The 23,107-nt window shown below is 70.8% G+C and carries 26 protein-coding genes and 1 pseudogene; 24 read left to right on the plus strand and 3 right to left on the minus strand.

Annotated features, from left to right (window positions below):
• The first annotated feature begins 98 nt into the window (after positions 1-98).
• The 21 genes from AC6EI4_RS09425 to AC6EI4_RS09525 all read left to right on the plus strand — a co-directional run bounded on the left by AC6EI4_RS09425 (position 99) and on the right by AC6EI4_RS09525 (position 17,728).
• Positions 99-467: a response regulator transcription factor gene (locus AC6EI4_RS09425; protein ID WP_498422411.1), complete on the plus strand. Its 369-nt coding sequence runs from the start codon at positions 99-101 to the stop codon at positions 465-467.
• Positions 467-2,008, plus strand: a complete 1,542-nt coding sequence (locus AC6EI4_RS09430) for an ATP-binding protein (protein WP_498451292.1) — start codon at positions 467-469, stop codon at positions 2,006-2,008. The genes AC6EI4_RS09425 and AC6EI4_RS09430 overlap by 1 nt, the downstream gene beginning before the upstream one ends.
• Complete coding sequence (locus AC6EI4_RS09435) at positions 2,005-3,225, plus strand: multidrug effflux MFS transporter (protein ID WP_498422414.1); 1,221 nt, start codon at positions 2,005-2,007, stop codon at positions 3,223-3,225. Before AC6EI4_RS09430 ends, AC6EI4_RS09435 begins: the two co-directional genes overlap by 4 nt.
• Positions 3,226-3,341: 116 nt before the next feature.
• A complete protein-coding gene (gene rpmE / locus AC6EI4_RS09440; protein WP_498422415.1) occupies positions 3,342-3,560 on the plus strand; it encodes a 50S ribosomal protein L31 in 219 nt (72 codons plus the stop codon).
• An 81-nt stretch (positions 3,561-3,641) separates the two neighbouring features.
• Positions 3,642-4,715: a peptide chain release factor 1 gene (gene prfA / locus AC6EI4_RS09445; protein ID WP_498422418.1), complete on the plus strand. Its 1,074-nt coding sequence runs from the start codon at positions 3,642-3,644 to the stop codon at positions 4,713-4,715.
• A complete protein-coding gene (prmC, locus tag AC6EI4_RS09450; protein ID WP_498451293.1) occupies positions 4,712-5,569 on the plus strand; it encodes a peptide chain release factor N(5)-glutamine methyltransferase in 858 nt (285 codons plus the stop codon). The genes prfA and prmC overlap by 4 nt, the downstream gene beginning before the upstream one ends.
• A 29-nt stretch (positions 5,570-5,598) precedes the next feature.
• Complete coding sequence (locus tag AC6EI4_RS09455; RefSeq protein WP_498422421.1) at positions 5,599-6,258, plus strand: L-threonylcarbamoyladenylate synthase; 660 nt, start codon at positions 5,599-5,601, stop codon at positions 6,256-6,258.
• Positions 6,259-6,262: 4 nt separating this feature from the next.
• Positions 6,263-7,444 (plus strand): glycosyltransferase family 4 protein, encoded by a 1,182-nt coding sequence (locus AC6EI4_RS09460; protein ID WP_498422423.1) that lies wholly within the window; start codon positions 6,263-6,265, stop codon positions 7,442-7,444.
• Between the two features lie 70 nt (positions 7,445-7,514).
• Positions 7,515-8,009, plus strand: coding sequence for a hypothetical protein (locus AC6EI4_RS09465; protein ID WP_498451294.1), 495 nt, complete (start codon positions 7,515-7,517; stop codon positions 8,007-8,009).
• A gap of 30 nt (positions 8,010-8,039) precedes the next feature.
• Positions 8,040-8,321: an AtpZ/AtpI family protein gene (locus tag AC6EI4_RS09470; RefSeq protein WP_498422427.1), complete on the plus strand. Its 282-nt coding sequence runs from the start codon at positions 8,040-8,042 to the stop codon at positions 8,319-8,321.
• A 22-nt stretch (positions 8,322-8,343) separates the two neighbouring features.
• On the plus strand, positions 8,344-9,168 hold the full coding sequence (gene atpB / locus AC6EI4_RS09475) for a F0F1 ATP synthase subunit A (RefSeq protein ID WP_498451295.1): 825 nt from the start codon (positions 8,344-8,346) through the stop codon (positions 9,166-9,168).
• 60 nt (positions 9,169-9,228) lie between these two features.
• Positions 9,229-9,432: an ATP synthase F0 subunit C gene (locus AC6EI4_RS09480; RefSeq protein ID WP_275887100.1), complete on the plus strand. Its 204-nt coding sequence runs from the start codon at positions 9,229-9,231 to the stop codon at positions 9,430-9,432.
• A gap of 34 nt (positions 9,433-9,466) precedes the next feature.
• Complete coding sequence (locus AC6EI4_RS09485) at positions 9,467-10,015, plus strand: F0F1 ATP synthase subunit B (RefSeq protein ID WP_498422431.1); 549 nt, start codon at positions 9,467-9,469, stop codon at positions 10,013-10,015.
• A complete protein-coding gene (locus AC6EI4_RS09490; RefSeq protein ID WP_498422433.1) occupies positions 10,015-10,830 on the plus strand; it encodes a F0F1 ATP synthase subunit delta in 816 nt (271 codons plus the stop codon). The genes AC6EI4_RS09485 and AC6EI4_RS09490 overlap by 1 nt, the downstream gene beginning before the upstream one ends.
• 53 nt (positions 10,831-10,883) lie before the next feature.
• Positions 10,884-12,524, plus strand: coding sequence for a F0F1 ATP synthase subunit alpha (atpA, locus tag AC6EI4_RS09495; RefSeq protein ID WP_498422434.1), 1,641 nt, complete (start codon positions 10,884-10,886; stop codon positions 12,522-12,524).
• A 2-nt stretch (positions 12,525-12,526) separates the two neighbouring features.
• Positions 12,527-13,459, plus strand: a complete 933-nt coding sequence (locus AC6EI4_RS09500; protein WP_498422437.1) for a F0F1 ATP synthase subunit gamma — start codon at positions 12,527-12,529, stop codon at positions 13,457-13,459.
• A gap of 5 nt (positions 13,460-13,464) precedes the next feature.
• Positions 13,465-14,925: a F0F1 ATP synthase subunit beta gene (atpD, locus tag AC6EI4_RS09505; protein WP_498451296.1), complete on the plus strand. Its 1,461-nt coding sequence runs from the start codon at positions 13,465-13,467 to the stop codon at positions 14,923-14,925.
• 62 nt (positions 14,926-14,987) lie between these two features.
• Positions 14,988-15,380, plus strand: coding sequence for a F0F1 ATP synthase subunit epsilon (locus AC6EI4_RS09510; protein WP_498451297.1), 393 nt, complete (start codon positions 14,988-14,990; stop codon positions 15,378-15,380).
• A gap of 79 nt (positions 15,381-15,459) precedes the next feature.
• Positions 15,460-15,900 carry a DUF2550 domain-containing protein gene (locus tag AC6EI4_RS09515; protein WP_498422442.1) on the plus strand — a complete coding sequence of 147 codons (441 nt, stop codon included), beginning with the start codon at positions 15,460-15,462 and terminating at the stop codon, positions 15,898-15,900.
• Positions 15,901-15,992: 92 nt separating this feature from the next.
• Complete coding sequence (locus tag AC6EI4_RS09520) at positions 15,993-16,919, plus strand: ATP-binding cassette domain-containing protein (RefSeq protein WP_498451298.1); 927 nt, start codon at positions 15,993-15,995, stop codon at positions 16,917-16,919.
• Positions 16,916-17,728: an ABC transporter permease gene (locus tag AC6EI4_RS09525; RefSeq protein WP_498451299.1), complete on the plus strand. Its 813-nt coding sequence runs from the start codon at positions 16,916-16,918 to the stop codon at positions 17,726-17,728. The genes AC6EI4_RS09520 and AC6EI4_RS09525 overlap by 4 nt, the downstream gene beginning before the upstream one ends.
• A gap of 3 nt (positions 17,729-17,731) precedes the next feature.
• Here the strand turns inward: AC6EI4_RS09525 and AC6EI4_RS09530 are convergent, their stop codons facing one another.
• Positions 17,732-18,304, minus strand: coding sequence for a cob(I)yrinic acid a,c-diamide adenosyltransferase (locus AC6EI4_RS09530; protein ID WP_498422447.1), 573 nt, complete (start codon positions 18,302-18,304; stop codon positions 17,732-17,734).
• A 64-nt stretch (positions 18,305-18,368) separates the two neighbouring features.
• On the opposite strand from AC6EI4_RS09530, the pseudogene AC6EI4_RS09535 reads away from it, so the two are divergent.
• A pseudogene (locus AC6EI4_RS09535) lies at positions 18,369-18,770 on the plus strand (FAD-dependent oxidoreductase); the annotation flags it as partial.
• Positions 18,771-18,780: 10 nt separating this feature from the next.
• The gene (locus tag AC6EI4_RS09540; RefSeq protein WP_498451300.1) at positions 18,781-20,253 is read left to right on the plus strand and encodes a PAS domain S-box protein; all 1,473 of its coding nucleotides are present in this window, start codon (positions 18,781-18,783) and stop codon (positions 20,251-20,253) included.
• A 6-nt stretch (positions 20,254-20,259) separates the two neighbouring features.
• Here the strand turns inward: AC6EI4_RS09540 and AC6EI4_RS09545 are convergent, their stop codons facing one another.
• Entirely contained in the window at positions 20,260-20,475 is a 216-nt protein-coding gene (locus AC6EI4_RS09545; protein WP_498451301.1) for a hypothetical protein, read from the minus strand.
• Between the two features lies 1 nt (position 20,476).
• Positions 20,477-21,169, minus strand: a complete 693-nt coding sequence (gene nucS / locus AC6EI4_RS09550) for an endonuclease NucS (protein WP_498451302.1) — start codon at positions 21,167-21,169, stop codon at positions 20,477-20,479.
• A 102-nt stretch (positions 21,170-21,271) separates the two neighbouring features.
• On the opposite strand from nucS, the gene AC6EI4_RS09555 reads away from it, so the two are divergent.
• A complete protein-coding gene (locus tag AC6EI4_RS09555) occupies positions 21,272-23,074 on the plus strand; it encodes a 3-hydroxyacyl-CoA dehydrogenase family protein (protein WP_498451303.1) in 1,803 nt (600 codons plus the stop codon).
• The last annotated feature ends 33 nt before the right edge of the window (positions 23,075-23,107 follow it).

Raw genomic sequence — 23,107 nt, forward strand, 5'->3', positions numbered from 1 at the left:
GGCGGTTGGGCGGGGGTACCGGTCTGGTCCGAGTGCGAGTGGGGTGGTGGTTGCGGCTAGGCTCCGCGTGGGACGGACGAGGAAGCAAGGGGTGAAGTGTGGCGCGCATCGTGGTCGCCGACGACGACGTCGACATTCGTGAGCTCGTGGAGTTCAAGCTGTCGACGATGGGGCACGAGATCGTCGCCGTGGGTGATGGTGCAGCCGCGCTGGAGGCCTGCCGCGCGCAGCGTCCCGACCTGGCGATCCTCGACGTGATGATGCCGGGGATGTCCGGGCTCGAGGCGATGAAGGCGATCCGCGAGGAGCCCACGCTGGTCGGTCTCCCGGTCATCCTGCTCACCGCGCGCGCCCAGGAGTCCGACGTCGAGAGCGGCCTGGGCAGTGGCGCGGACGACTACATCACCAAGCCGTTCAGCCCTCGCGAGCTGGCGGCTCGCGTCGATGCGCTGGTGACCGGAAGCTGATGGCCCGACGCCTCCCCGAGGCCGTCGCTCAGACCCCCGCCGGGGAGGCCAGTTCGGTCGCGCGGGCGGTCGCGCCCACACTCGCGACGCTCGCGACGCTGGTCTTCCTGGTCTCGCTCATCGGTGTCGGAGGGCTGGTGCTCTCCGAGCGCGCCGTGCACGAGCTGACCGACCACCTCCAGCCGGCCTCCCTCGCCAACGAGCGCGTCCTGCGGGCGTGGACCGACGCCGAGACCGGCGTGCGCGCCTGGTCGCTCAGCGGCCAGCAGGTGGCGGTCGAGCCCTACCGCAAGGCACGCAGCCGCCTGCCCCGGCTGGAGGAGGAGCTGCGCGCCTACGCGGCCGACGACCCGGCGATGGCCGAGCTGGTCCGCGCCCAGGAGAAGGCCGGCGCCGCCTGGCTCGAGCAGTACGCCGAGATCCGGATGTCGCGGCCCGGTGGCGCCAAGACCTACGACGCCGAGCTCTTCGCCCAGGGCCGTACCCGCTTCGACGAGCTGCGCGAGGCGCACGCCCGGGTCGCCCGCAGCCTGGGCGCCCGGATGGAGGAGGCTCGCGACGAGGCCGCGGACCGCAGGCGGATGATCGGTGCCGCCCTGCTCCTGGTCGGGCTGCTCGGCGCCCTGCTGGCGCTGGGGGGCGGGCGTCGGGCGATGGCCCGCGTCGCGGATCCCCTCGTCGCGCTGCACGCGACCGTGGCCCGGCTGCGCAGCGGCGACGAGTCCGCCCGCGCCGAGATCGAGGGGCCCCGCGAGGTCCGCTCGGTGGCGCAGGCCATCAACGAGATGGCCGAGTCCCGGCAGCGCGCGCGGGCGATGGAGCAGCAGGTGCTGGCCGAGCTGCGCCGCCTGGACAACGCGAAGGGCGACTTCGTCTCCAACGTCTCGCACGAGCTGCGCACCCCGCTGACCACCATCGCCGGCTACGTCGACCTGGCCGGCGAGGAGTTCGAGGGACGCCTCGACGAGCGCCATCAGCGGATGCTGCACGCGGTCCAGCGCAACGTGAAGCGGCTGCAGGTGCTGATCGAGGACCTGCTGGCGCTCTCGCGCGCCGAGCAGCATTCCACCGACCTCCATCAGGTCGACCTCGTGGAGCTGCTGCACGACGTGGTCGCCGACCTGCGGATGACCGCGGCCCGGCGCGACATCCAGGTCACCCTGTCGAGCGTGGAGGCCCCGGCGCTCGTCCTGGCCGACCGCGGCCAGCTCGCCCGCGTGTTCGTCAACCTGCTCTCCAACGCCGTGAAGTTCAGCCACGACGGCGGCGCGGTGGCGGTGTCGGTGGAGCGCACCGCCGACGAGGTGCTGGTGGTGGTGGCCGACCGGGGGATCGGGGTGCCGGCCAGCGACCTGGACCAGCTGGGCTCGCGCTTCTACCGGGCCTCCAACGCGGTGGCCAGCCACGTCCCCGGCACCGGCCTGGGGCTGCGCATCGTGCAGACCATCGTCGACAACCACGCCGGGTCCCTGCAGCTGGAGTCGGTCGAGGGGGAGGGCACCACGGTCACCGTGCGGCTGCCCGGTCAGGCCCGGTCGTGAGCGCCCCGGACCTGCCCGCGACCGGCAAGCCCGCCCTCGACGGGCGCGGCTACGTCCGGCTGGTGCTCAGCCTCGGCTGCCTGATCGCGCTCGGGCCGCTGACCATCGACATGTACCTCCCGGCGTTCCCCGAGATCGCCCGCGACCTCGACGCCACCCAGTCGCAGGTGCAGCTCACGGTCACCGGCATCCTGATCGGGCTCGGCCTGGGGCAGCTGATCGTCGGGCCGCTCTCCGACGCCCTGGGCCGGCGTCGTCCGCTGCTGGTCGGGCTGTGCCTGCACGCGATCGCCTCGCTGGGCTGCGTGCTGGCCCCCACCGTCGAGACGCTGGCCGCGGTGCGGGTGCTGCAGGGGCTCGCCGGCGCCGCGGTCTCGGTGACGGTGATGGCGATGGTGCGCGACCAGTTCTCCGGCAAGGCGATGGCCGGGCTGATGGCTCGGCTGATGCTGGTGATGGGCCTCGCGCCGATGCTGGCCCCCAGCCTGGGCGGCCTGGTCCTGGAGTGGTCGAGCTGGCGCACCATCTTCGCGGTGCTGGCGGTCACGGCCCTGGCGCTCGCGGTCTTCGCCGGCCTCGGGCTGCGCGAGACCCTGCCCGCCGCGCGGCGCCACCCTGCCCGGGGCCGGGCCGTGCTCGCGGCGTACGCCCGGCTGGTCCGCGACCCCTACTTCATGTCGCTGGCGGTCATCGGGGGCTCGATGATGGCGACGATCTTCGCCTACGTGGCCGGGGGCTCCTTCGTGCTGCAGGAGGGCTACGGCCTCTCGGAGGGGACCTTCGCGGTCGTCTTCGGCGTCAACGCCCTGGGCCTGGTGCTGGGCTCGCAGGCCAACCCCGTGCTGCTGCGTCGCTTCTCGCTCGCCCAGGTGCTCACCGGCGGGATCTGCCTCGCCTTCGCATCGGCGACGGTGCTGGTGGTGCTGGCGGCGCTGGGGATCGGCGGCCTGGCGGGCCTGCTGGTGCCGCTGTTCGTGATGCTCTCCGCGGCGGGGCTGTCGATGGCCAACACCCCGGCGCTCGCGCTCGAGCGCCAGGGCGGGGCCGCGGGTACGGCGGCGGCCGTCCTCGGCTGTCTGCAGTTCGCGGTGGGCGGGCTCGTGGCGCCGGTGGTGGGCGCCTTCGACACCGTCAGCGCGGTGCCGATGGCCGCGGTGATGGCCGCGGTGAGCGGGCTCTCGCTGCTGTTGGTGACCACCGTCGTACGGCGCGGCTGAGCGCGGGAATACCCGGATTCGCGCGCACGTTGCGGCAGGTGGCACACTTGTGCGCTGGTTCCGGTTCACGTCTTCCTCGCTGGGAGGAGACGACCCGGCGGCTGAGAGGACACCCCATGCAGAAGGACATCCACCCCGCTTACGTCGAGACCCAGGTGACCTGCACCTGTGGCGCGACGTTCACGACTCGCAGCACCGCGACCTCCGGCACCCTCAAGGCCGACGTCTGCTCGCAGTGCCACCCCTTCTACACCGGCAAGCAGAAGATCCTCGACACCGGCGGTCGCGTGGCCCGCTTCGAGGCGCGCTACGCCAAGGCTGGTCAGAAGAAGTAGCTCTCCTCACTGCGCCGGTCCCCGCCCTGTGGCGGGGGCCGGCGTTCGTGGTTTCCGTCCACTGACCACCGAGGAGCCCCCATGTTCGAGGCCGTCACCGGACTCGTCGCCGAGCACGCCGAGCTCGAGACCAGGCTGTCCGAGCCCGAGACCCACGCCGACCAGGCGCTGGCCAAGCGGCTGAACCAGCGCTATGCCGAGCTGAGTGCCGTGGTGCGCGCCTGGCACACCTGGCGCGAGCTGGGTGACGACATCGAGGCCGCCCGCGAGCTCGCGGGGGAGGACGCCTCCTTCCTGGAGGAGGCCGCCGAGCTGGTCGTCCGGCAGGAGGCGGTCGCCGAGCGGCTGCGCCTGCTGCTGGTGCCCCGCGACCCGGCCGACGCCAAGGACGCGATCCTCGAGGTCAAGTCCGGGGAGGGCGGCGAGGAGTCGGCGCTGTTCGCCGCGGACCTGCTGCGGATGTACACCCGCTACGCCGAGAACCGCGGCTGGCGCACCGAGGTGCTGGACTCGACGCCCTCGGACCTGGGCGGCTTCAAGAGCGTGACGCTCGCGGTCAAGGCGAAGGGGACCCCCGAGCCGGGGGAGGCCCCCTACGGCCTGCTCAAGTTCGAGGGGGGCGTGCACCGCGTCCAGCGGGTGCCGGTCACGGAGTCGCAGGGGCGGGTGCACACCTCCGCGGCGGGCGTGCTGGTGATGCCCGAGGCCGAGCAGGTCGACGTGCAGGTCGACGACAACGACCTGCGCATCGACGTCTACCGCTCGTCGGGTCCCGGCGGGCAGAGCGTGAACACCACCGACTCGGCCGTGCGGATCACCCACCTGCCGACCGGGATCGTGGCCAGCTGCCAGAACGAGAAGAGCCAGCTGCAGAACAAGGAGCAGGCGATGCGGATCCTGCGCGCGCGGCTGCTCGCCGCGGCCCAGGACGCCCGTGACGCCGAGGACAGCGAGGCGCGACGCAGCCAGATCCGCACCGTGGACCGCTCCGAGCGGATCCGCACCTACAACTTCCCGGAGAACCGGATCTCCGACCACCGCACCGGCTACAAGTCCCACAACCTCGACCAGGTGCTGGACGGCGCCCTCGAGCCGGTGATCGAGGCCTGCGTGCGCTCGGACGTGGAGGCCCGGATGGAGGCGCTGGAGTCGTGAGCGCCGCACGCCGGGCACTGCGCGAGGCGGCCGAGCGCCTGGAGCGTGCCGGGGTCGTCTCCGCGCACCGCGAGGCCGAGCTGCTGCTGGCCCACGTCCTCGGCGTCACCCTCGGGCGCCTGCCCCTGGTCGACGACGTCACGCCCGAGCAGCTCGCGGCCTACGAGGCGCTCGTGGCTCGGCGGGCCACCCGGGTGCCCCTGCAGCACCTCACCGGGACCGCCGCGTTCCGCCACGTCGAGCTGGCGGTCGGGCCCGGGGTGTTCGTGCCGCGGCCCGAGACCGAGCTGCTCGCCGGCTGGGCCGTCGAGCAGGCCCGCGCCGTCGCGCAGGAGCGCGGCGAGGAGCCGGTCGTGGTGGACCTGTGCACCGGCTCCGGGGCGATCGCCCGCGCCCTGGCCGACGAGGTGCCCGGCGCGCGCATCCACGCCGTGGAGCTCGACGACGCGGCGTACCCCTGGGCCCAGCGCAACCTGTCGGGTACCGGGGTGGACCTGCGCCACGGCGACATGGAGACCGCCTTCCCCGAGCTCGCCGGCTGCGTCGACGTGGTCGTGTGCAACCCGCCGTACATCCCGCTCACCGCCTGGGAGGGCGTCGCCGTCGAGGCGCGCGACCACGACCCGCACCTGGCGCTGTTCTCCGGCGACGACGGGCTGGACGCGATGCGGGTGCTCGAGCGCCGTGCGGCGCTGCTGCTGCGTCCCGGAGGCGTGCTCGGCGCCGAGCACGCCGACCAGCAGGGCGAGTCCGCTCCGGCCGTGCTCACCGCCACCGGCCGGTGGCGTGAGGTGCGCGACCACCACGACTTGGCGGGCCGTCCGCGCTTCCTGACGGCGCGACTGGCACGATGAGCAACGGCCATGACGAGGAAAGGCAGCTCGTGAGCACGCGATACCCCACGGACACCGACGAGCAGCGTGAGGAGGCCGTCTCCGCGGCCAGCCTGGCGGTACGCCGCGGCCGGCTCGTGGTGCTGCCGACCGACACCGTCTACGGGATCGGCGCCGACGCCTTCGACCCCGCCGCGGTCCGCGCGCTGCTGGCGGCGAAGGGACGCGGCCGGGAGATGCCGCCGCCGGTGCTGATCAGCGCCGTCACCACCGTCGATGCGCTCGCCGTGGGGCTGCCGGGCTACGCCCGGGCGCTGATCGAGGAGTTCTGGCCGGGAGCGCTGACGCTGGTCTGCCGCCAGCAGAGCTCGCTGCAGTGGGACCTCGGCGACACCCGGGGCACGGTGGCGGTGCGGATGCCCGATCACGAGCTCGCGCTCTCCATCCTGGAGCGCACCGGGCCGCTGGCGGTCAGCTCGGCCAACCGGACCGGGATGGCGGCGGCCGTGAACGCGGACGAGGCCGAGGAGATGCTGGGCGAGAAGGTCACCGCGATCGTCGACGGGGGACCGGTCCCCGGCAAGCAGGCCAGCACGATCGTCGACGTCACCGGCGCGCAGCCGCGCCTGCTGCGTCGCGGCGCGCTGAGCGTGGAGCAGCTCAACGCGGTCCTCGAGCCGCTCGGGGTCACCGTCACGGACGAAGGCTGACCCTGTGCGCGAGTACGTCCTGGTCTTCCTCGTGGCGGCGGCGGTCACCTACCTGCTGACGGTGATCGCCCGTGAGATCGCGCTGCGCACCGGAGCGGTGGCGCGGGTGCGCGACCGGGACGTCCACGCCGAGCCGATCCCGTACCTGGGTGGGCTGGCCATGCTGGGCGGCCTGGTGGCGGCGTACCTGGTGGCGCGCGAGCTGCCCTTCCTCTCCCGCAGCCAGGACTTCGTGTTCCGCGACGCGGCGGTGGTGCTCGCGGCGGGGGCGCTGATCTGCGCGGTGGGAGTGCTCGATGACATCTTCGAGCTGGACGCGCTGACCAAGCTCGGCGGGCAGGTGCTCGCCTCGGGGTTCCTGATCGCCTTCGGGGTGCAGTACTTCTTCTTCCCCCAGCCCGGGGACGCCCAGTTCGCCGTGGACCCGGTCCAGGGGGCCCTGCTCACCGTGCTGGTGGTGGTCGCGACGGTCAACGCGGTGAACTTCGTCGACGGCCTGGACGGCCTGGCCGCCGGCGTGGTCGGCATCGGCGCGATCGCGTTCTTCGTGTTCAGCTACAAGATCGCCGACCTCAACGGCCTCGCGCTGGCGTCCACCGGCGCGCTGCTCAGCGCCTCGCTGGCCGGTGCCTGCTTCGGCTTCGTGGCACACAACTTCCACCCGGCGCGGCTGTTCATGGGCGACAGTGGCTCGATGCTGATCGGGCTGGTGCTCTCGGCCAGCGCGCTGACGCTGACCGGGCAGTTCTCCGGCACGGACCTGAGCCAGGGCAACAGCCTGCTGCCCACGCTGCTGCCGGTGCTGCTGCCGGTGTCGATCATGATCGTGCCGTTCGCGGACCTGGTGCTGGCCGTGGTGCGCCGGACCAGGGCGGGCCGCTCGCCGTTCGCCCCGGACAAGCAGCACCTGCACCACCGCCTGCTCGAGATCGGGCACTCGCACCGGCGCGCGGTGCTGATCATGTGGCTGTGGGCCGGCCTGATCGGGTTCGGCACGGTGACCGCCAGCCTGTACAGCGGCCGGCTGATGTGGCTGGCGCTGGCGTTCATGGTGGTGTTCACGATCGCTGCGACGTTCGTCCTGCCGGTCGTCAAGAAGCCGCGGATCCCGGTGGTCGACGACCTGGTCGAGGAGCTCACCAGGGGCGATGATCCCGCGGGTTTCGAGCCCCCGGGGACCTTGTGATAACTTTCACGAGCGTCGCTGGACCAGTCCGGTGACACCCACTAGCTCCCTCAGAGGACGGCCGCCGAGCATGACGACCGAGTCGAAGACAGACCGCCGCGCCAGCGGTGGGCTCGTCCTCCTCGGAGCCGGCGTGGCCTCGCTGGGGGTCGCCGCCGTCGGGACCGGGCTCGGCGCCCTCGTCGCCGGTGGTCCGGGCGCGCTCGGCGCCCTGGCCGGGTCGCTGCTGGCCACCGTGGTGCTCGCCTTCGGGCTCCAGGTCATCCACGTGGTCACCATGCTGCAGCCGGCCCTCTCGCTGATCGTGGCGCTGATGACCTACGGGCTGCAGATCGCCATGGTCACCGCCGTCCTGGCCGGCCTCTCCCGTTCCGGTGCGCTCGGCTCGCAGCTCGACGCGTCGTGGACCGTCGGGGGAGTGGTCGCCGCGGTCCTGGTGTGGACATGCGTCCAGGTGGTGCTCTTCATGCGCCTGCGGATCCCGCTCTACGACCTTCCCGACGCGACTGACAGCACGTCGCGCGACTCCGCGGCGTCCGTCCCCGCGAAGGCGGGTGAACGATGACCTCGTCCGACTGCTATTGTCCGGGGCGCGATGGCTCAGAAGAAACCACCTACTGGCCGCGTCGGCGACACCTCGGGGGTGCCCGGACCGGACCCCTGGCGGGCGTTCAGCTACCTGGTGACCGGCGTGCTGATGTACGGACTCATCGGCTGGGCGCTGGACCTCTGGCTGGGCACCACCTTCCTGGTCGGGATCGGCGTCGTCTTCGGTGCGGTCCTGGGGTTGTACCTGACTTTCAAGATCTTCAAACAGCCACGGGCGGACTCCTCGCAGGAGCCGCCGGGCGATACGCAGCAGAACAGGCATCCGTAGTGCGGCAGACACAGGAGACAGCGTGAGTGCGATCGCGATGAACGCGGTCCGGGCCGAGGGGTTCACGCCCCCCGGGCCGGGAGACTTCAACCTCCCCCCGATCGGCCCGGACAAGACGTTCGAGTTCCTGGGCGAGACCATGTACCTCGGCGTCACCAAGCCGATGCTGCAGATGGTGCTGGCCGCGATCCTCGTCTTCGGTCTGCTCTACGCCGCGGGCCGCAAGCGCGCCATGGTGCCGGGCAAGTTCCAGTACGTCGGCGAGGCCGGCTACGGCTTCGTGCGCAACTCCCTGGGCCGCGACATCATCGGCAGCCACGACTTCATGAAGTTCGTGCCCTACCTGGTCGCGCTGTTCTTCTTCATCCTGGTGAACAACCTGATGGCCGCGGTCCCGTTCTTCCAGTTCCCGACGTTCTCGCGCGCCGGCATCGCCTACACGCTGGCGCTGATCAGCTGGCTGGTCTACAACGGCGTCGGCATCAAGCGGCACGGGTTCGGCGGCTACTTCAAGCTGCAGACCGTCCCGAACGGGATCAAGGGCCCGGTGCTCCTGCTGCTGATCCCGCTGGAGTTCTTCTCCAACATCCTGGTCCGCCCGGTCACGCTGGCCCTGCGACTGTTCGCGAACATGTTCGCCGGCCACCTGCTGCTGATCCTCTTCGCCCTGGGCGGCGAGTACCTCCTCCTGCACGGTGAGGGCCTGGTGAAGCTCGCCGGTCCCATCGCGTGGCTCATGTTCGTCCTGATCAGCTTCCTCGAGCTGCTGGTTCAGGTCCTTCAGGCGTACGTCTTCGTGCTCCTGACCTCCATGTACATCTCGGGTGCTCTCGCAGACGAGCACTGAGATCCCGCAAGACTGCACCACCGCACGACCCCTCCGTAGGAACAACGAAAGGAAGAAGCCGTGGACGGCTCTCTGAACATGCTCGGCTACGGTCTCGCCACCGTGGGCCCCGGTCTGGCTGTCGGCCTGATCTTCGCCGCCTACATCAACGGCGTTGCTCGCCAGCCCGAGGCACAGGGTCGCCTGCAGCCGATCGCGATTCTGGGCTTCGCCCTTGCCGAGGCGCTCGCCATCATCGGCATCGCCCTCGCGTTCGTGCTCTGACCCTCCTGACCAGCACTGACGAAGGACCACGCCCATGAACTCGATCACCCTCGCGGCAGGAGGGGACCTCAATCCCCTCATCCCGCACCCGGTGGAGATCGTCCTGTCGCTGGTTGTCTTCGGCCTGCTCTGGTTCGCCGTCAAGAAGTGGGTTGTCCCCAACTTCGAGGCGACGTTCGCGGAGCGCACGTCTGCTATCGAAGGCGGCCTCCACGCCGCCGAGACCAAGCAGGCTGAGGCCGACGCCAAGCTGGCCGAGCTCGAGCAGCAGCTCGCGCAGGCACGCCACGAAGCGGCGCGCATCCGTGAGGAAGCGCGCGAGCAGGGCGCAGCCATCGTGGCCGAGATGCGGGACCAGGCCCAGGCCGAGTCCTCCCGCATCGTGGAGCACGGCAAGACCCAGATCGAGGCGGAGCGCCAGCAGGCCGTCGCCTCGCTGCGGGCCGAGGTCGGCACCCTGGCCACCAGCCTGGCCGGTCGTATCGTGGGCGAGAGCCTCGACGACGAGGCTCGCCAGAGCCGCGTGGTCGAGCGGTTCCTCGCCGAGCTCGAGACCGAGCGGCCGCAGAGCGGAGTCAACTGATGACCTTCCGCGGAGCATCGAAGGACGCCGTCGCGACCCTGTCCGAGGAGCTGAGCAGCACGCTCACCCTCGAGCAGGACGCTGCGGCGGTCGGCGCCGACCTGTTCTCGCTGGCAGCGGTGCTGCGCAGCGAGCCGGGGCTGCGCCGGGTCGCGACCGACGTGTCGATCCAGCCTGGTGCCAAGTCCGACCTGGTCCAGCAGATCTTCGCGGGCAAGGTGCACGGCGCGGCACTCACGCTGCTGGCCAGTGCCGTGACCCGTCGGTGGACCTCGACGCGGGACCTCCCCGACGCTCTCGAGCGTCTCGGTGTGGTCGCGGTCGTGCGCTCCGCCGGTAGCGGGGACGGCGCGGCTCGTCTCTCCGACGAGCTGTTCGCCTTCGGGCAGGTCGTGAAGGACAACCCGGACCTCCGGGACGCCCTCTCCGACCCGTCGCGCTCCGCGCAGGACAAGCAGGCACTGGTCCGCGGCCTCCTCGACGGAAAGGCGCTGCCGGCAACGGCGGCGCTCGTCGAGCAGGCCCTGGCCGGTACCTACCGCACCATCGGTGTCGCCCTGCGTGAGTTCCAGCAGATCGCCGCCGAGGTCCACCAGGAGACGGTGGCCACCGTTCGCGTGGCACGTCCGCTCTCCGACGGTGACCGCCAGCGGTTGACCGACGCTCTCTCCCGCCAGTACGGCCGCGACATCCACCTGGACGTCGTCGTCGACCCGCAGGTGATCGGCGGCATCCGTGTGGAGATCCGCGACGATGTGATCGACGGGACGGTCTCGAGCCGTCTCGACGACGCGCGTCGCAAGCTGGCCGGCTGAGACCGTCCTTCGTAACGTATGAACCCGAGCAGACTTAGAGAACAGGAAGACGTATGACGGAGCTTTCGATCCGTCCGGACGAGATCCGCGACGCGCTGACGCGCTTCGTGTCGGACTACAAGCCCGAGACCGCCAGCCGTGAAGAGGTCGGCACCGTTGCCGAAGCAGGCGACGGCATCGCCCGCGTCAGCGGTCTGCCGTCGGTCATGGCCAACGAGCTGCTCGAGTTCGAGGACGGCACCCTGGGCCTGGCCCTGAACCTCGACACCCGCGAGATCGGTGTCGTCGTGCTCGGCGACTTCGACAAGATCGAGGAGGGCCAGGCGGTCCGCCGTACCGGCGAGATCCTCTCGGTCCCCGTCGGTGACGGCTACCTCGGTCGGGTCGTCGACCCGCTGGGCAAGCCGATCGACGGCCTCGGCGAGGTCGAGACGGTCGGGCGCCGCGCCCTGGAGCTCCAGGCTCCGTCGGTGGTCCAGCGCAAGTCGGTGCACGAGCCCCTCGCCACCGGCATCAAGGCGATCGACGCGATGACCCCGATCGGCCGTGGCCAGCGTCAGCTGATCATCGGCGACCGCGCGACCGGCAAGACCACGGTCGCCATCGACACGATCATCAACCAGAAGCAGTACTGGGAGACCGGCGACCCGAGCAAGCAGGTTCGCTGCATCTACGTCGCCATCGGCCAGAAGGGCTCGACCATCGCCTCCGTGCGTGGCGCCCTCGAGGAGGCCGGCGCGCTGGAGTACACCACGATCGTGGCGTCGCCCGCGTCCGACTCCGCCGGCTTCAAGTACCTGGCGCCCTACACCGGCTCGGCCATCGGCCAGCACTGGATGTACGAGGGCAAGCACGTCCTCATCGTGTTCGACGACCTCACCAAGCAGGCCGAGGCCTACCGCGCGGTGTCGCTGCTGCTGCGCCGCCCGCCGGGCCGTGAGGCGTACCCCGGTGACGTGTTCTACCTGCACAGCCGGCTGCTCGAGCGTTGCGCGAAGCTCTCCGACGAGCTGGGCGCGGGCTCGATGACCGGTCTGCCGATCATCGAGACCAAGGCCAACGACGTCTCGGCGTTCATCCCGACCAACGTCATCTCGATCACCGACGGTCAGATCTTCCTGCAGTCCGACCTGTTCGCGGCCAACCAGCGCCCGGCCATCGACGTCGGCGTCTCGGTGTCCCGAGTCGGCGGCGCGGCGATGACCAAGGCGATGAAGGCCGTCACCGGCTCGCTCAAGGTCGACCTGGCGCAGTTCCGCGCCATGGAGGCGTTCGCGATGTTCGCCTCCGACCTCGACGCCGCCTCGCGTCAGCAGCTCGACCGCGGTCAGCGGCTGATGGCGCTGCTCAAGCAGCCCGCCTACAGCCCGTACCCGGTCGAGGAGATGACCGTGTCGCTGTGGACCGGCACAAGTGGTCGCCTCGACCGCGTGCCGGCCGAGGACGTGCTCCGCTTCGAGAACGAGTTCCTCGACTTCCTGCGGCGTCAGCACTCCGGCATCCTGTCGGCGATCCGCGAGTCGCTGAAGTTCGAGAGTGAGACCGAGACGTCGCTTGAGGACGCCTACGACTCGTTCCTGGACCAGTTCGAGACCTCCGACGGCCAGTCGATCAAGCCTGGCAAGGAAGAGCACGTCGCGCTCGAGGACGCGGACATCGAGCAGGAGCAGATCGTCAAGCAGAAGCGGGGCTGACGATGGCACTGTCGCTGCGTGAGTACCGCGCGCGGATCAAGTCGACGGAGTCGATGAAGAAGATCACGCGCGCCATGGAGCTCATTGCTGCGTCCCGGATCATCAAGGCGCAGCAGCGGGCGCAGGCGGCCGCGCCGTACGCCCGCGAGCTGACCCGTGCGGTGTCGGCCGTGGCGACGTTCTCGAACGTCGAGCACGCCCTCACCACCGAGCCCGAGAACCCGCGCCGCGCCGCGGTCCTGGTCGTGACCAGTGACCGCGGCCTGGCGGGGGCCTACTCCTCCAACGTTCTCAAGGAGGCCGAGCGCCTCGTCGAGAAGCTGAAGGAAGAGGGCAAGGAGGCCGACCTGTACGTCGCCGGCCGCAAGGGCGAGGCGTACTTCAAGTTCCGCCAGCGGCCGATCCAGCGGGCGTGGACGGGCTTCTCCGACCAGCCGACCTACGACAAGGCCGACGAGATCGGCGCGACGCTGATCCAGGCGTTCCTCGCCGACGACGACACCGAGCTGGCCGAGGGCGACCCGCGTCCGGTGGACGAGGTGCACGTGATCTACACGCGCTTCCGTTCCATGCTTCTGCAGGAGCCCACCGCCAACCGTCTGCTGCCCCTCGAGGTCGTGGAGGGCACGGAGGCGCCTGAGGAGTCGGAGCTGCTTCCGCTCTACGAGTTCGAGCCCTCGGCAGAAGAGGTGCTCGACCTGCTGCTGCCTCGCTACGTCCAGAGCCGGATCTTCTTCTCCCTGCTGCAGTCGGCCGCCTCCGAGCTGGCCGCCCGTCAGAAGGCGATGAAGTCCGCGACGGACAACGCCGACGAGCTGATCAAGAAGTACAAGCGCATCGCCAACCAGGCTCGCCAGGCTGGCATTACCCAGGAAATCAGCGAGATCGTCGGTGGCGTCAACGCCCTTGCCGACGCCAACGCCGGGAATGAGTGAGAGATATGACTGCCACTGTTGCTGAAACGACCGACCGGGGCGGCTCCGCCCCCGGGGTCGGCCGTATCGCCCGCGTCATCGGTCCGGTCGTGGACATCGAGTTCCCGACCGACGCGATGCCCGAGATCTACAACGCCCTCAAGGTCGACATCGAGCTGGGCGGTGAGACCAACGAGATCACCCTCGAGGTCTCGCAGCACATCGGTGACGGCATGGTCCGCGCCATCTCCATGCGCCCGACCGACGGCCTGGTCCGTGGCACCCAGGTGCGCGACACCGGCGAGTCGATCAGCGTCCCCGTCGGCGACGTCACGCTCGGCAAGGTGTTCAACACCACCGGCGAGTGCCTGAACCTCGAGCCCGGCCAGACCCTCGACGTGAAGGAGCGGTGGGGCATCCACCGCAAGGCGCCGGCCTTCGACCAGCTGGAGTCGAAGACCCAGATGTTCGAGACGGGCATCAAGGTCATCGACCTGCTCACGCCGTACGTGACCGGTGGAAAGATCGGTCTGTTCGGTGGTGCCGGGGTCGGCAAGACCGTGCTGATCCAGGAGATGATCGCCCGCGTCGCCAAGAACCACGGTGGTGTGTCGGTGTTCGCCGGCGTCGGTGAGCGCACCCGTGAGGGCAACGACCTGATCGTGGAGATGGAGGAGGCCGGGGTCCTCGGTCAGACCGCCCTCGTCTTCGGTCAGATGGACGAGCCGCCGGGCACGCGTCTGCGCGTCGCCCTGTCCGCCCTGACGATGGCGGAGTACTTCCGCGACGTGCAGAAGCAGGACGTGCTGTTGTTCATCGACAACATCTTCCGGTTCACGCAGGCCGGCTCGGAGGTCTCCACGCTGCTCGGCCGGATGCCGTCCGCGGTGGGCTACCAGCCGAACCTCGCCGACGAGATGGGTCAGCTCCAGGAGCGGATCACCTCGACGCGCGGTCACTCGATCACCTCGATGCAGGCGATCTACGTGCCCGCCGACGACTACACCGACCCGGCGCCGGCCACGACGTTCGCGCACCTCGACGCGACGACCGAGCTGTCGCGTGACATCGCGTCGATGGGCATCTACCCCGCCGTCGACCCGCTGACCTCGACCTCGCGGATCCTCGACCCGCAGTACATCGGTCAGGCGCACTACGACTGCGCCATCCGGGTCAAGGGGATCCTGCAGCGCAACAAGGAGCTGCAGGACATCATCGCGATCCTCGGTGTCGACGAGCTGTCGGAGGAGGACAAGATCGTCGTCCACCGTGCGCGTCGTATCCAGCGGTTCCTGTCGCAGAACACCTACGTCGCCAAGCAGTTCACCGGCATCGAGGGCTCCACGGTTCCCGTGGCCGACACGATCGAGGCGTTCGACAAGATCGCCGCGGGCGAGTACGACCACGTGGCCGAGCAGGCCTTCTTCATGTGTGGTGGGCTCGACGACGTCGAGGCCAAGTGGGCCGAAATCCAGAAGAGCCTGTGAGCGGACGGTGGCCCCGGTCCTGCCGGGGCCACCACCTCTCGTGACACCAGAAAGGAGTCACCATGAGTGACCTGCTGCAGGTCGAACTCGTCGCGGCGGACCGCTTGATCTGGTCCGGCGAGGCGAAGATGGTCATCGCGCGCACCACGGAGGGCGACGTCGGCATCCTGCCGGGGCACGCGCCGCTGCTGTCGCTGCTCGTCCATGGCGTGGTCGACGTCCAGACGAGCGAGGGCGAGACCTGGGTCGCGGCCGTCGACGCCGGCTTCCTGTCGGTGGCCGACAACCGCGTCTCGATCCTTTCCGAGCGTGCGGAGATGTCGCACGAGATCGACCTCGAGAAGGCGCGTCACGAGCTCGACCGGGCTCGCGAGGTCGGCGAGGTCAACGACGAGGCTCTCGACAACGTCAACCGCCTCGAGGCACGCGTGCGGGCGGTCGAGAAGGCCTCCTGACACCACGCCGGGAGGCGCCCGCTAGGGTGTGCCCACTGACGTGAATGGCGGGCCCCGGGGCCCGGCGGAGGAGGGATGGATGCCGCTGTGGCTCTGGCTGCTCGATGCGGCCGGCATCCTGCTCCTGCTCGTCCTGGCCTACGGCTTCTGCCTGGTCGTCCGCCGTCGTCTGCTCTCCCGTAACCGGGGGACCTTCGAGCTCAGCTACCGCGTCCGGTCCGAGAGGGCCGGACGCGGTTGGCTTCTCGGGCTCGGCCGCTACTCGGGTGACTCCCTGGAGTGGTTCCGCATCTTCTCGCTGTCGCCGCGGCCCAAGCGGGTCTGGCGTCGTACGGGGCTCTCCTACGTCGGCCAGCGCGCGCCCGCCGGCGTCGAGCAGGTCTCCCTCTACGCCGACCACGTGGTCGTCGTGTGCTCCACCCCCGAGGGCGAGATCGAGCTGGCGATGAGCCGCTCCTCGCTCACCGGCTTCCAGTCCTGGCTGGAGGCCGGACCACCCGGTTCGAGACGGGTGCGCTGAACCCTGGCCGGGCGGCCGGGAACGTTGCGCCGCCCCCTCGTGGGCTAGACCCCCGCAGGCACGGTGTCGGAGCCCTTCGATACGGTGCGGCGATGAGTGCGACGATCGAGGTCTCCGGCCTCACCAAGACCTTCCGCGGGGTGCGGGCGGTCGACGACCTGTCCTTCACCGCGCGACCCGGGGTGGTCACCGGCTTCCTGGGGCCCAACGGCGCCGGCAAGACGACCACCCTACGGATGCTGCTCGGGCTGGTGCGCCCCGACGCCGGCAGCGCCACCATCGGCGGAAAGGCCTACGCCGAGCTCAGGCGCCCGGGCGCCATCGTCGGCGCCGACCTTGACGCCGCCAGCTACCACCCCGGGCGCACCGCACGCGACCACCTCCGGGTCTACGCCCCGCTGGTGGGGGCGGGCGACGCGCGCTGCGACGAGGTGCTCGCGCTGGTCGGCCTGGCCGAAGCCGCCAGGCGCCGGGTCGGCGGGTTCTCGCTGGGCATGCGTCAGCGACTGGGTCTGGCCACCACCCTGCTCGGCGACCCCAGCGTGCTGCTCCTCGACGAGCCGGCCAACGGGCTGGACCCCGAGGGCATCGTCTGGCTGCGCGGGTTCCTGCGCCACCTCGCCGCCGAGGGCCGCACGGTCCTCGTCTCCAGCCACGTGCTGGGGGAGGTCCAGGCCACCGTGGACGACGTGGTGATCATCGCCCGCGGCCGGCTGGTGCACGCCTCGCCGCTGGCGGAGCTCGTGGCGCTGGCCGCGCCCCAGGTCCGCGTGGTCACCCCCGACGTGCCGGGCTTCGAGCGACTCGCGCTCGAGCAGGGCTGGGGGATCACCCCGACGTCCGACGGGCTGCTGATGGCCGGGCCGACCTCGGCCGCGGTCGGTGCGGCGGCACACCGCGCAGGCCTGGAGATCCACGGCCTGGCGGGGGACGGCGTCTCCCTCGAGGAGGTCTTCCTGCGGCTCACCGCGGCCCCGGACCCCAGCGACGTCGCGGCCGGCCGGGAGGTGGCGGCATGATGGCCCCGCTCGTCTCGGAGCTGCGCAAGATCACCAGCACCCGGATCTGGTGGATCATGGCGCTGCTGCTGTTCGCCTACATGGCCTTCCTGGGCGCGGTGATGGCGCTGAGCCTCACCATCGACGGCGGTGCGGAGGCGATGACCGGCCAGCCGGGCGCCGCGCAGCTGCCGGCGGTGGACGTCGCGCTGTCGGCGTACACGCTGGCCGCCGCGCTGGGCTACGTGTTCCCGCTGGTGGTCGGCGCGCTGGCGATGACCGGCGAGTTCCGGCACAAGACGATCACCCCCTCCCTGCTGGCCGAGCCGCGCCGCGGCGTCCTGCTCGGCGCCAAGCTGGCAGCGGGTCTGCTGGTGGGTCTGCTGCACGGCGTGCTGGGCACCCTCGGCGGGGTGGTCGGGGCCGCCCCGGTCCTCGCGCTGAGGGAGGAGCCGGTGCTGCTCGGGGACGGCGAGGTGCTCACCGCGCTGCTGCTGTGCGTGGTGGCGCTGGCGATCTGGGCGGTGATCGGCGTCGGACTCGGCACGATGCTCACCAACCAGGTGGCCGCCGTCGTGGTGATCCTGGCGTTCACGCAGTTCGTGGAGCCGATCCTGCGGGTGGGCTTCGCCGCCTTCGACGCCCTCGAGGGCGTGTCCCGATTCTTCCCCGGCGCCGCCGCCGAGGCGCTGATCGGGACGAGCCTGTACAGCACCACCGGGCTGGCCACCCTGCTCTCGCGCTGGGAGGGCGGGCTGGTGCTCCTCGGCTACGCCGCGCTGTTCGCGCTGATCGGGCGCTACACCACCCTGCGCCGCGACGTCACCTGATCCTCAGCGCTCGCCACCGGGCACCCAGAGCACGTCGCCCTGGGCCCGGTTGGCGTGCCTGGCCAGGATGAACAGCAGGTCCGAGAGCCGGTTGAGGTAGGTCAGGGCCACGACGTTCATCGTCTCGGCATGCTCGGCGTACGCCGCCCAGCCCGAGCGCTCCGCACGCCGTACGACGGTGCGCGCGACGTGCAGCAGGGCCGCGCCGGGCGTGCCGCCGTTGAGGATGAACGAGCGCAGGTTGGGCAGCTGCTCGTTGTACTCGTCGCACCAGGCCTCGAGGCGGTCGACGTAGGACTGCTCGATGCGCAGCGGCGGGTACTGCGGATCGGGCACCACGGGGGTGCAGAAGTCGGCACCGACGTCGAAGAGGTCGTTCTGCACGCGCGTCACGATCGCGGCCACGTCCTCGGCCAGGTCGCCCTGGGCGAGGGCCACGCCGAGGTGGGCGTTGGCCTCGTCGACGTCGGCGTACGCGTGCAGCCGTAGGTCGTTCTTCGACGTCTCGCTCATGTCGCCCAGGCGGGTGGTGCCGGCGTCGCCGGTGCGGGTGTAGATGCGGGTGAGGTTGACCATGGGGCCCAGCCTAGGTGCCGCCGCGTGGCGCTGAGCGGGCGCTCACCCGCTCGCCGGTGACCGCACGGTGGTCCCGGTGCGGGGACAGGTGCTGTACCTGGAGCAGGTCGGCCTGCGCAGGTGGTGGCTCGACAGCGCGGTCCCGACCTACGTCATCCCGCGCACGCACGACATCGTGGTGGGCGGCACCGACGAGGAGGGCGACTGGAGCCGGACGCCGGATCCGCGCACGGCGGAGCAGCTGCTGGAGCGCGCCCGCGCGCTCGTCTGGGAGCTGCGCGACGCCCGGGTGCTGCGGCATCGGGTGGGGCTGCGGCCGGTGCGCCCCGCCGTCCGTCTGGAGCGGGTCGGGCGGCTGGTCCACTGCTACGGGCACGGAGGTGCCGGGGTGACGCTGGCCTGGGGTTGCGCCGACGAGGTGGTCGCCCACGTGGAGGATGCGCTCAGAGTCGATGCCCGCCGCTAGCATGCGCTCCATGCCCGAGCCGCTCTCGGCCGACGGCTCCCTGTTCCGGGAGATCGTCGAGTCCGCCCCCGACGCGATGGTGGTCGTGGACGGCGAGGCGAGGATCGTGCTGGTCAACACGCAGACCGAGCGGATCTTCGGCTACTCCCGCGCGGAGCTCCTCGGGCAGCCCCTGGAGATCCTCGTCCCGGATCGGGTCCGCGCTGCTCACCTGGAGCACCGGGCGCGGTTCGCCGCGGATCCGAAGGCTCGCCCGATGGGGATCGCCCGCGAGCTCGTCGGCGTACGTCGCGACGGCAGCGAGTTCCCGGTCGAGATCTCGCTGTCCCCGGTCCACGGCGCCCAGGGTCCGCTGATCTCCGCGGCGGTGCGTGACGTCACCGAGCGCAAGCGCGGCGAGGACCGGTTCCGCAAGCTGCTCGAAGCCGCCCCCGACGCGATGGTGATCGTGGACGACGCCGCCACCATCGTCCTGGTCAACCGCCAGGTCGAGCGGGTCTTCGGCTACCGCCGCGAGGAGCTGATCGGCCGGGAGATCGAGATGCTCGTGCCCGAGCGCTTCCGCCGCGGTCACCGCGCCCGCCGCGATGGGTTCCTGCGGACCGCCTCCGACGCCCGGCCGATGGCCAACGGCGTGGAGCTGGCCGGCCTGCGCAAGGACGGCACCGAGTTTCCCGCCGAAATCTCGCTGTCCCCCCTCGACACCGAGGAGGGGGTGCTGGTCTCGGCCGCGGTGCGGGACATGTCCGACCGCCTGCAGCTGCGCGAGCAGCACCACCGGATGCGCGAGCAGGTGATCGCCACGGTCTCCCACGAGCTGCGCACCCCACTGACCTCGATCCTTGGCTACGCCGAGCTGATGGGAGACCTCGGCGACGACGAGCTGGGCCCGGCGGCACGCCGCCTCCTCGAGATCGTCTCGCGCAACGCCTCGCGCGAGCTCCAGCTCGTCGAGGACCTGCTCACGCTGGCCTTCATCGGCGAGGAGCGGATGACGATCGACGCGGTCCCCATCGACCTGGGCGACATCGCACGGCAGGCGGTCATCGCCAGCCGGGAGCGGGCCGAGCGGGCCGCGATCGAGGTGCGCGTCATCGACGACGCGTCGAGCCCGGTGCTGGGGGACGCCCACCGGCTGCGGCAGGTGGTGGAGCAGCTGCTCGGCAACGCCCTGAAGTTCACCCCGGCCGGTGGCCGGGTCGAGATCCGCCTGCGCGACGTCGCCTCGATGGCCGTGCTCGAGGTCGAGGACACCGGGATGGGGGTCCCGCCCGACGAGCTGCCCCAGGTCTTCGAGCGGCTCTACCGGGCCGCCGGCGCGGTGGACGCGCACATCCCCGGCGCGGGCCTGGGGCTGCCGATCACCAAGGCCATCGTGGAGGCCCACGGCGGCTGGATCGACGTCGAGAGCGAGCCGGGTCGGGGCACCGTCTTCCGGGTGGGGCTGCCCTACGCCGAGCGGCGGGTGCTGGACGGGGCCTGAGCCGGCTCAGCGCTTGAACAGGGCGGTCAGCATGGCGCCGATCGAGCCGATCGCGATCACCAGGCCCCACAGCAGCAGCCCGAGCACCGCTCCGGTCCGCGCGGAGACGCCCAGCCCGGCGTCGGTGTCCACCAGCGGCCAGAGCACGGCGCCGAGCACAGCGCCCACGGCGATGAAGAGCAGCGCCACCCGGACGCCGTCGACGGCAGGAGTGCGCGCCACGTCAGAAGAGCCTGTGCTCTGAGTCGTCCATGCCGCGCAGGAGGTTGTAGTCCACCACCGCGCAGGCGATGCCGCGGTCGGTGGCCAGCACCCGCGCCTGGGGCTTGATCTCCTGGGCGGCGAAGATGCCCCGCACCGGGCCCCGGCGGGTGAGGGCGGGATCCCGGTTGAGCAGCTCCAGGTAGCGGGTGAGCTGCTCCACGCCGTCGATCTCGCCGCGTCTCTTGATCTCCACCGCCACCGACGCGCCCTCGGGGTCGCGGCACATCAGGTCGACGGGGCCGATCGCCGTGGGGAACTCGCGCCGGACCAGCGTCAGCCCCTCGGCCAGCGTGCCGGGATGCTCGGCGAGCAGCTCCTGCAGGTGCTTCTCCACCCCGTCCTTGCGCAGGCCGGGGTCGATGCCGAGGTCGTGGCTGGAGTCGTGCAGGATCTCCTCGATCAGGATGCGCAGGGTGTCGTCGGTCTTGCTGGTGACCGTCCACTCCACCCGCTGCGCGCCGTCCTCGTCGACGACCGACTCGCGCACCGTGCACGGCGGCGACATCCAGTTGAGCGGCTTGTAGGAGCCCCCGTCGGAGTGCACCAGCACCGAGCCGTCGCCCTTGATCATCAGCACCCGGGTGGCCATCGGCAGGTGGGCGGTCAGCCGGCCTGCGTAGTCGACCTGGCAACGGGCTACGACGAGTCTCACGGGGCGGCAATCTACCCGCCCGGCAGCCCGGGCGCCCATCGCCGCGACCTGGGTGGCTTAGGTCACTGTTACCGGAGGGTAGATACGTGCCATGATCCGGACATGACGAGCACCCCCACTGAGAGCCAGCGCGAGTTCCGCACCATCGGCGTCATCGGTCTGGGCACCATGGGTGCCGGAATCGCCGAGGTGTTCTCCCGCAACGGCTACACCGTCATCGGCGTGGAGCGCGACGAGGACGGCATCGCCCGCGGCCGCCAGCACCTCCAGGCCTCCACCAACCGTGCGGTGAAGCGTGGCAAGCTCAGCGAGGACGACGCCCAGGCGCTGCTCGACCGGATCACGCTGACCAGCGAGATGAAGGACCTGGCCCCCGCCGACCTCGTGGTCGAGGCCGTGGTGGAGTCGCTGCCGGTCAAGAAGGAGCTCTTCTCCGCCCTCGACGAGATCGTCTCGCCCGACGCGATCCTGGCGACCAACACCTCCTCGCTCTCGGTCACCGAGATCTCCACCGCCAACGCGCGCCCCGGCCGGGTCATCGGCGTGCACTTCTTCAACCCCGCCCCGGTCCAGAACCTCGTCGAGATCGTCCGCACGGTGGTCACCGAGCCCGCGGTCCTCTCCGACGTCCAGGGCCTGGTCGAGGGCCTGGGGAAGAACCCGGTGGTGTGCGGCGACAAGGCCGGCTTCATCGCCAACACGCTGCTCTTCGGCTACCTCAACCACGCGGTGCGGATGTTCGAGGGCCGCTACGCCACCCGCGAGGACATCGACGCCGGCATGCGCTACGGCTGCGGCTACCCGATGGGCCCGCTGGCCCTGCTGGACCTGATCGGCCTGGACACGGCGTACGAGATCCTGGACACGATGTACAAGCAGGGCCGCGACCGGCTGCACGCGCCCGCCCCGATCCTCAAGCAGATGGTCACCGCGGGCATGCTCGGCCGCAAGACCGGGCGCGGCTTCTACACCTACGAGGCGCCCGACAGCCCCGTCGTCGTCGCCGACGACAAGACCCCCTCGGCCGACTCCGCGCCCCAGTTCAAGCGCGACATCAAGCTGGTCGGCGTGGTCGGCACCGGCACGATGGCCTCGGGCATCGCCGAGGTCTTCGCCAAGAGCGGGTACGACGTGCTCTGCGTGGGTCGCTCGCAGGCCAAGGCCGACGGCGTCATCGCCGCGATCACCAAGAGCTTCGACAAGCAGATCCAGCGCGGCAAGAGCACCGAGGAGGCGAAGGCCGAGGTCCTCGCCCGGGTCACCGCCTCCAGCCGCCTCGACGACCTCAAGGACGTCGACCTGGTGGTGGAGGCGATCGCCGAGGACCTCGCCATCAAGACCACCCTGTTCGAGAACCTCGACGAGATCTGCAAGCCGGGCGCCATCCTGGCCACGACCACGTCGAGCCTGCCGATCATCGCGATGGCCAAGGTGACCAAGCGTCCCGAGGACGTCATCGGCATGCACTTCTTCAACCCCGCGACGATCATGAAGCTGGTCGAGGTGGTCTCCACGGTGTCGACCTCCGACGACGTCGCCGAGACCGTGCTGGCGCTGTGCGCGAAGGTCGGCAAGGTGGCCGTCTCCTGCAGCGACCGCGCCGGGTTCATCGTGAACGCGCTGCTGTTCCCCTACCTCAACGACGCGGTCAAGATGCTGGACGCCCACTACGCCTCGGCCGACGACATCGACATCGCCATGAAGCAGGGCTGTGCGCTGCCGATGGGCCCCTTCGAGCTGCTCGACGTGGTCGGCAACGACGTCTCGCTGGCGATCCAGCGCGAGCTCTACCTGGAGTTCCGCGAGCCCGGCTTCGCGCCGGCGCCGCTGCTGGAGCACCTGGTCACCGCCGGCTACCTGGGCCGCAAGACCAAGCGCGGCTTCCGCGACTACAGCGCCCGCTGAGCGGCCGGGCCGGTCACGCCACCCGCCGTGGCG

Source organism: Nocardioides sp. Z43_10 (genome assembly GCF_059766615.1).